Source organism: Staphylococcus caprae (assembly GCF_002902725.1).
GTDB lineage: Bacteria > Bacillota > Bacilli > Staphylococcales > Staphylococcaceae > Staphylococcus > Staphylococcus caprae.
Window position 1 is genome coordinate 1 of the sequence record NZ_PPRT01000065.1, and the last position, 8,927, is coordinate 8,927.

Below are 8,927 nucleotides of genomic sequence, written 5' to 3' on the forward strand. Positions count from 1 at the left end.
AGATGTGTATAAGAGACAGATCTACTACTCTCCTCATAATTCATTATACAATTTTGTGCAACTCAATTTAAGAAATATGCCTAACTGTTATATAAATATACCTAAGTGTTATTTTTAATTCCTAAGTGATATTTTAACATAAAAAAATTTACAGTTATGTATGTTTTTTTGCGAGTTAAGAAATATTTGTTTCATTATGTAGAATGCATGTTTTAATAGACTCATATCACAGAGATGTGATGGAAAGATAGTTGAAAAATTTGCTTAATCTTAACTGAATGATTTTTCCCTAATCATTCAAATCCATTATTTAGTCGGAAGGAGTGAAGTTGACATGGCATCAGATATCATTTCTACAATCAGTGATTTAATCAAATGGATCATTGATACAGTTAAAAAATTCAAAAAATAAGTTTTGAATTTTTCATTGTAACTTTGTTTTCTTCGTATAGTATGACTAAGAAATGGATTGTTAAGCCATCCCAACTTAACAATCCAGAACTCTTGAATAGCAAGTGAGCAACATTTGCTATAAAGCTGTAGTTTCCTTGGACTCAGTGTTACGTATTATTCTTAGCTACCTTTAATTAGGTAATTATTTCTAGCATGTAAGCTATCGTAAACAACATTCAATTTATCATTAATAAAATAGATAAATTCACTAAAATTTTTTCATAATTAATAACATCCCCAAAAAATAGATTGAAAAAATAACTGTAAAAACATTCCCTTAATAATAAGTTATCAAAGCCGTGAGTCCCTCCCAAGCTCACGGCTTATTTTTATTTGTATAAATGAGGTTTTAAATTCTTGAAGACAGGAATAGACTCCCGTTGTTTATCCACTAACTCTAGATCTATAGTAGTTGTAAGTAAACCTTCGTCACTTCCCAATTCTTGTATGATTTCACCATTAGGGTTAATTACTGTGGAGTAACCTGCATATTCAGTATTCCCATCATTGCCACAACCATTTGCCGCTACAACGTACATATCATTTTCAATTGCTCTTGCTTTGAGGAGTGAAAGCCAATGATTAAGTCTAGCACTTGGCCATTGAGCTACATAGAATGCGATTTTAGCACCGCTTTTAGCAGGATATCTTAATAATTCTGGAAATCTTAAGTCATAACAGATAATTTGAGTTGCTAGTGTTCCGTCTGATAATTTGAAAGGCTCAGGCACGATATTTCCATCTGAAAGAAATTCAGGTTCTCTTAACATAGGTACGAGATGTACTTTATCATATTCATTAATTAATTCGCCGTCTTTATTGACTGAAAATGCCGTATTGTATACATTTTCATTTTTAATATTAGAAACAGATCCAGCGACAATATCTACATTAAATTCCTTAGCAAGTTGAGATACAAATGGAAAACTTCTTTTTAAACTGATGTCGGCTTTATCTTCAAGTTCTTCTAACGCATAACCGTTATTCCACATTTCAGGTAAAACAACGACATCAGTATCATCATCTATGTATTCATTAAACCAATTTGTGATTTTAGTTTCATTTTCTTCCGTATTACCGTAAGCCACGTGAAATTGAAAAAGTTGAATTTTCATATTCTTCACTCCTCATTTGAGTTTATCTATAAGATACTAAAGTTATCTATTAAACGCAAAAAGGAGGCTGGGACATAATTAATTGTCTCAGCCTTCTTAACATATTGGCAGTAGATGTCTGAATTAAAAGTGCGCTTCTATCAAGCTTCTTTTAATCCTAGCCATCCTTGCAGGCGGGGCCCCAACATAGAGAATTTCTTAAAAAGAAATTCTACAAACAATGCAAGTTGGGAGAGGGACAACGAAAATAATTTTGCTAAATTATATTTCTGTCCCATTCCCTAACTCAAAGATTATTTTTTTACGATAAAACGATCTTCGATAGGTTTAATTTCTTTATCTTTAGCTTCTTCACGTACATCACCGAAAGGCATTTGTGCAATTAATTTCCAAGTTTTAGGAATTTCGAATTCACTTGCAGTTGCTTCATCCACGATTGGATTGTAGTGTTGTAAAGAAGCGCCAATACCTTGTGTAGCCAATGCAGTCCATATAGCGTATTGATGCATAGCATTTGCTTGATTAGACCAGATTTCAAAATTCTCATAGAAATTAGGCATTTTATCTTGTAAAGCGTTAATCACACTTTGATCTTCATAATAAAGAATTGTACCGTGTGAATGTTTAAAATTATCAATTTTTTGTCGAGTGGGTTCAAAATCTCTATCTTGTCCCATTGTTTCTTTCAGTATCGACTTTGTCGTTTCCCAAAACTTTTCATTTTTATCATTTAAAAGTAAAACGATTCTCGTAGATTGTGAGTTGAATGCTGAAGGTACGTGTTTAACAGCATGTGAAATGATTCCTTCAAGTTCTTCATCACTTATAGAAATCGATTTTTCTAAATTATAAATCGTTCTTCTACTTTCAATTGCTTCACTAAATGTTGGTTCTTTTTCATTTTTATTTAAAAATCCCATTTTAAAATACTCCTTTGTTTATAATGTATATTCACTATAATAATTATACTTTTCAAAGTAAACAAATAATTACTATGAAGTTTCAACTATATTAATATTCATTTTCAAAAGACTTATTTAAATGCAAAAGTCTTTTATTTTATATATACTAAGGATGATAAGAAAAAGAAAAGGGGAGGTGATTGGGTGATGAAAAATATTAAATTAAAGCATTCGTTTGTATTAACAGGCTTTGCCTTTATGCTAAGTACGTCTATGTTAGATCATCAAGCTCACGCAGCTGAAAATGAAATCGCAAACCATGCAAATTCTAATACGGAATTGAATCATACTGATTCTGTCAATCCATCTTCTAATGATGAGAATACACTAAATGAGCAACCTCAAAACAATATAAATGACGTTTCTACTTCTGAAAATGAAAGTGCAGATAATTCTGATGTAAATGCAACGAGTGAGGTAAATTCAGATTTGGATTCTGACAGCGATTCAGATTCTGATAGTAATTCAGATTCAAATAGCGACGCAGATTCTGACAGCGATTCAGATTCCGATAGCGATTCAGATTCTGATCATAATTCCGATAGTGATTCAGACAGTCATTCAGACTCAGATCAAGGTTCGGATTCCGATAGTGACTCTGATTCAGACCAAGGTTCCGATTCAGATAACGACTCAGACTCTGATCACAATTCAGACTCAGATTCAGACAGTGACTCCGATTCTGATCAAGGTTCCGATTCCGGTAGTGATTCCGATTCAGATAGTGACTCAGGCTCCGATTCAGACCACAGTTCGGACTCAGATCACGGTTCAGACTCAGATCAAGGTTCGGATTCCGACAGCGATTCCGATTCAGATAGCGGCTCCGATTCCAATCATGGTTCAGATCACGACCACTCATCTGATAATGGCGGGCATCATCCAGGTGGAGGCGATTCAGGATCTCATGGAAATAATAACCATGGTTCAGATGGTAACAACAATAACGGTCATTCCAATCATGGTTCATCAGGTAACTCACATGGGTCTCACCAGGATAATCCAAATCAACCACCTAAATCTGATAACAATAATGGAGGAACGAATAGTCCAGGGAATGGAAACTATGGAAGCCATAATAGTAATAATGATAGTGGCCCTCCATATAAAAGAGACCCGAACACGGACAATAGTTCAGACTATCCACAATCGAATCATCAATCGCAGCACTATGATCGTAATCAATTTATTTGGAATAGATCAGGTTCAGCCGTAAATCACAATCATTATAATACTAATAATGAAAAAACTGACGACAACTCTATTCTGAACCGTTTTAAAAATTTAGCGAGTGGTGCGTATAAATATAATCCATTTTTAATTAACCAAGTGAGAAATTTAAACACTGAAAATGGGGAAATTACTGATAGTGATATTTACAGTTTATTTAGAAAACAAAATTTTAGTGGGAATGAGTATTTAAATTCTTTACAAAAAGGGTCTAACTATTTTAGATTCCAATATTTTAATCCATTAAATGCTAGTAAATATTATGAAAATCTAGATGAGCAAGTTTTAGCACTTATCACTGGCGAAATCGGTTCAATGCCAGATTTGAAAAAACCTACTGATAAAGAGGATTCAAATCATAGTGCCTTTAAAAATCACAGCGAAGATCAAATCACAACCAATGATGAAGAACAAACAGATGACTATAATAATAAGAAGAAATTTAATCGTACCCTCATTACACTAAGTAGTGTGATTGTTGTCATATTTGCAGGTGTAGTAGGTATGTTCTTATATAATAGAAAGAAAAATCAACAATAACAAAGAAAGCATCTAATCATGTACGATTCGCAACATTATACATGATTAGATGCTCTTTATTTTAAAATAAAATGTAGAATAAAGTTTGCTTGTTCTTGAGCTTTCTTCAACGCATCGCCACCAAACACTTGCATCAGTACCACTGTACCATTTTGCAACATATGAATACCGATTGGAACAGCAATCCGCTTAGTATATACATAAGCAATTGAAAATATCATACCCATACCAAAGTACATAGGAATGAATTTAAAATCGTTATGAGCTAAAGCAAAAATAAGCGAACTGACTATCGAAGCAATGAGAAAGCTTACGACACGAGGCCCTTTAATAGCATTATATATTTCTCCGAAAAATACCTTTCTGAAGACAAATTCTTCCAATATTGGTCCTACAATAGAAATTAAAATAATGAATACAGGCATTTGTTTTGCGATTACCATTAAACGTTCTGTATTTGGACTCTTTTGAGGGCTACCATTAATTGCAAAGAAAATTAAACCCACAATCACTTGGTAGATCATAACGATACAGAAACCGAGCAATGCCCATGGCACAATATATCTTTTAGGTTCTTTTTTACTAGCTTCTAGTGTAGTAGGATTCTTTACCTTTAAATTGATTAAAATAATAATAACAGCAGCTAGAATAAATAAAGAAACTTGAGTATAAATCATAAATTGAGTGCTTTCTATTTTTGACATATGACCAAGCCAATTGCTTCTTAGAATGAAACCAGGTAGCATTTGAGCCAAGCCATATATGAGCACCGTTAATAAAGATACCCAAAATCTTCTCATAACTTACCTCCATCTATATTTAAGTATAGTTTATTTTATCGTAAATAATTGTGATGTACAAAATTTAATCGGCTACCTTTTCACTTGAAAAGTTGACCAACTTTGATTAATATAAAAATTAGGTTAGCACTCTATTATTCTAAGTGCTAAATCACATGCGAATAAAGGAGGAACAATCATGCTTAAACCATTAGGAAATCGTGTGATTATTGAAAAGAAAGAGCAAGAACAAACAACTAAAAGTGGTATCGTGTTAACAGATAGCGCTAAAGAAAAATCAAATGAAGGTGTAATCATCGCAGTAGGCCAAGGACGTTTACTAGACAATGGTTCACGAGTTGCTCCTGAAGTAAGTGAAGGTGACACTGTCGTTTTCCAACAATACGCAGGTACAGAAGTTAAACGCGGTGACGATACTTACTTAGTTTTAAATGAAGAAGATATTTTAGCAGTAATTCAATAATTTTAAAAATAAATTTATAAACATTAAACGACAATCAAAGAATTTCTAAAATTGGAGGTATTATAAAATATGGCAAAAGATCTTAAATTCTCAGAAGACGCGCGTCAAGCGATGCTTAGAGGTGTAGATAAATTAGCAAACGCTGTAAAAGTGACGATTGGTCCTAAAGGACGCAATGTAGTATTAGATAAAGAATATACAACACCATTAATTACAAACGATGGGGTTACAATTGCTAAAGAAATTGAATTAGAAGACCCTTATGAAAATATGGGCGCAAAATTAGTGCAAGAAGTTGCTAATAAAACGAACGAAATCGCTGGTGACGGTACGACTACAGCGACTGTTTTAGCACAATCTATGATTCAAGAAGGCTTGAAAAACGTGACAAGCGGTGCCAATCCAGTTGGTTTAAGACAAGGCATCGACAAAGCAGTAAAAGTTGCTGTTGAAGCACTTCATGATATTTCTCAAAAAGTTGAAAATAAAAATGAAATTGCTCAAGTAGGTGCTATCTCAGCTGCAGATGAAGAAATCGGTCAATATATCTCAGAGGCAATGGATAAAGTAGGTAATGACGGAGTTATTACAATTGAAGAATCAAATGGCTTCAATACTGAATTAGAAGTTGTTGAAGGTATGCAATTTGACCGTGGTTACCAATCTCCATATATGGTTACAGATTCAGACAAAATGATTGCTGAATTAGAAAGACCTTACATTCTAGTAACTGATAAGAAAATTTCATCATTCCAAGATATTCTTCCTTTATTAGAACAAGTCGTTCAATCAAGTCGTCCGATTTTAATTGTGGCTGATGAGGTTGAAGGTGACGCATTAACTAATATTGTCTTAAACCGTATGCGTGGCACATTCACAGCAGTTGCAGTTAAAGCACCTGGTTTTGGTGACCGTCGTAAAGCAATGTTAGAAGATTTAGCTATTTTAACAGGTGCACAAGTGATTACGGACGATTTAGGCTTAGAATTAAAAGATGCGACAATCGATATGTTAGGTTCAGCTAACAAAGTTGAAGTAACTAAAGATAATACAACTGTCGTTGATGGCGATGGTGACGAAAATAATATCGACGCACGCGTAAGTCAAATCAAAGCTCAAATCGAAGAAACTGATTCAGACTTCGATAGAGAGAAATTACAAGAGCGTTTAGCTAAATTAGCCGGTGGCGTTGCAGTCATTAAAGTAGGTGCTGCAAGTGAAACTGAACTTAAAGAACGTAAATTACGTATTGAAGATGCGCTTAACTCTACTCGAGCTGCAGTTGAAGAAGGTATTGTTGCCGGTGGTGGTACTGCCTTAGTTAATATCTATAAAAAGGTAAGTGAAATCGAAGCAGAAGGCGACGTTGAAACAGGCGTAAATATCGTGCTTAAAGCACTACAAGCCCCTGTACGTCAAATTGCTGAAAATGCTGGCTTAGAAGGCTCAATTATTGTAGAACGCTTGAAAAACGCAGATGCTGGTGTAGGCTTCAACGCTGCTACAAATGAATGGGTAAATATGCTAGAAGAAGGTATTGTAGACCCTACGAAAGTTACACGTTCAGCATTACAACACGCTGCAAGTGTTGCTGCAATGTTCTTAACAACTGAAGCGGTAGTCGCTACAATTCCTGAAAAAGATAATAACGATCAAGCAGGTATGAGTGGCATGCCAGGTATGATGTAATTGAATCAATGACTAATGATTAAAGTTTAGCTCCTTTCAAAGTGATGAATTCCCTTTGAAGGGAGTTTTTTGTATCATTTTTTTGAAAACGATGTCGAAACGAGTATTTTTATTTAAAATAATATATTATAATTAATTTAACTATAATGTTAGTGAGACGAGCATATATCAATTCATAATATTTACTATCGTTTCAATTTTTAAAAACGTTATTGTTCAATAATTTTAGGAGGATTTAACAACTATGAAAGACAACACACCTAAAGATGTAAACAAATTAAAACAATTATCCAGCAAAAAATATTTAGGTTATGGTACCGCAAGCGCATTAACTTTAGCTCTATACTTATTTTCAGGAAATGCGAGCGCACATGCTGAACAAAATAATAGTGACCAACCGCAAGATAAGAAGGTAGCGACAACATCCACTGAAAAGAGTGATAAAACAGTACAAACAACACCTGCGAATCCAAGTGCGAGTAATCAACAAAATACAAATAATCAACAACATGCTGATACTTCAACTAATGAGGATGAAGAAGATTATAGCAGTTTTTACGAAGTACCAATTCTACATGTTACAGTCTGGTTGGATGAAGACGGCAATATTCTGAAGGATGCAGTTGAAGATGCGAAAACTCCAGAATCAGAGAGAGGACCTGTTAAAATTCCAGGTTATAGATATACACGAATGACAATGTCAGATGGTATTACTAAGTATATTTATAAAAAAGTGAGTAATAACCAAACTACTCCATCCACTGGAAACGCTACAAACACGAATCAAAACACACCTGTAGAAACAAAAAAAGAAGAAACACCAGCTGCAACTCAATCACAAAATAAGAATCAAGAGAGTAACAAAGAAGAAACACAAGCAACACCTAGTGACAAAAAAGAAGAAAAGAAACCTACAGAAACAAAAAAAGAAGAAACACCAGCTACAACTCAAGCGCAAAATAAGAATCAAGAAAGTAACAAAGAAGAAACACAAGTAACACCTAGTGACAAAAAAGAAGAAAAGAAACCTACAGAAACAAAGAAAGAAGAAACAACAACTTCAAACACTAAAAAAGATGAAGAAAATAAAGATAAACAAAAAGCTAAAAATAATGGACAAACTCATTTAAACTCAAATGAAGATGAAAATAAACAAACTACTGAAGAGAAACCATTACTACACGTTACTGTTTGGGTAGATGAAATTGGGAACATTCTTAAAGATGCAGTAGAAGACAGTAAAACTACAGCTAATAATAGAAATCCTGGACAAATTGACGGTTATACTTTTGAAAAAACAATTGTAAAAGATGGTATTACAAAACACATTTTCAAAAAAGAGATGACAAAGAAACCTACAGGTAAAACAAAAAATCCTGAGCAAAACCAGAATAAAAAAGCTACTACGAAAGTCAAAGGACATAACAATTCAGAGAATTAAACAGGTGAAGAAAAATCAGATCAAAAAGATAAAGATGAATTGCCAAAAACTGGGGTAGAACAAACTGGTTTTAATCCTGCTGCATTAATGTTACTTGCTGGCTTAGGATTATTAGGATTATATAGAAATAGAACAAAAGAATAAAATTTTTGGAGTACAGACATTATTGTTTGTACTCTTTTAATTTTCGTCAAAAAAATCATCAAAACTATCAATTTTTTAATTGTAAAAAAT

8 protein-coding genes and 1 pseudogene are annotated in these 8,927 nt (G+C 33.5%); 6 read left to right on the top strand and 3 right to left on the bottom strand.

Going from position 1 to position 8,927, the window contains the following annotated elements:
* The first annotated feature begins 334 nt into the window (after positions 1–334).
* Complete coding sequence (locus CD155_RS10760) at positions 335–412, top strand: delta-lysin family phenol-soluble modulin (RefSeq protein WP_080981464.1); 78 nt, start codon at positions 335–337, stop codon at positions 410–412.
* 370 nt (positions 413–782) lie between these two features.
* Here CD155_RS10760 and CD155_RS10765 read toward each other — a convergent pair whose 3' ends face one another.
* Together CD155_RS10765 and CD155_RS10770 are read right to left on the bottom strand one after the other, a co-directional pair.
* The gene (locus tag CD155_RS10765; protein ID WP_103213321.1) at positions 783–1,568 is read right to left on the bottom strand and encodes a carbon-nitrogen family hydrolase; all 786 of its coding nucleotides are present in this window, start codon (positions 1,566–1,568) and stop codon (positions 783–785) included.
* A 293-nt stretch (positions 1,569–1,861) separates the two neighbouring features.
* A complete protein-coding gene (locus CD155_RS10770) occupies positions 1,862–2,488 on the bottom strand; it encodes a nitroreductase family protein (RefSeq protein WP_103213322.1) in 627 nt (208 codons plus the stop codon).
* Positions 2,489–2,677: 189 nt separating this feature from the next.
* Here CD155_RS10770 and CD155_RS13035 point away from each other — a divergent pair, with 189 nt between their 5' ends.
* Positions 2,678–4,300: an SdrH family protein gene (locus CD155_RS13035; protein ID WP_115177470.1), complete on the top strand. Its 1,623-nt coding sequence runs from the start codon at positions 2,678–2,680 to the stop codon at positions 4,298–4,300.
* Positions 4,301–4,356: 56 nt separating this feature from the next.
* On the opposite strand, the gene mroQ is transcribed toward CD155_RS13035, so the two are convergent.
* A complete protein-coding gene (gene mroQ, locus CD155_RS10790; RefSeq protein WP_002445337.1) occupies positions 4,357–5,100 on the bottom strand; it encodes an intramembrane glutamic endopeptidase MroQ in 744 nt (247 codons plus the stop codon).
* 178 nt (positions 5,101–5,278) lie between these two features.
* Between mroQ and groES the strand changes: the two genes are divergently transcribed.
* The 4 genes and pseudogenes from groES to CD155_RS13155 all read left to right on the top strand — a co-directional run.
* A complete protein-coding gene (groES, locus tag CD155_RS10795) occupies positions 5,279–5,563 on the top strand; it encodes a co-chaperone GroES (RefSeq protein WP_002445339.1) in 285 nt (94 codons plus the stop codon).
* A 69-nt stretch (positions 5,564–5,632) separates the two neighbouring features.
* Positions 5,633–7,252, top strand: a complete 1,620-nt coding sequence (gene groL / locus CD155_RS10800) for a chaperonin GroEL (RefSeq protein ID WP_103213325.1) — start codon at positions 5,633–5,635, stop codon at positions 7,250–7,252.
* Positions 7,253–7,496: 244 nt separating this feature from the next.
* Positions 7,497–8,693, top strand: a complete 1,197-nt coding sequence (locus CD155_RS10805; protein ID WP_256605053.1) for a cell wall anchor protein — start codon at positions 7,497–7,499, stop codon at positions 8,691–8,693.
* Between the two features lie 30 nt (positions 8,694–8,723).
* Positions 8,724–8,837: pseudogene (locus CD155_RS13155) on the top strand (LPXTG cell wall anchor domain-containing protein); the annotation flags it as partial.
* Positions 8,838–8,927 lie beyond the last annotated feature (90 nt).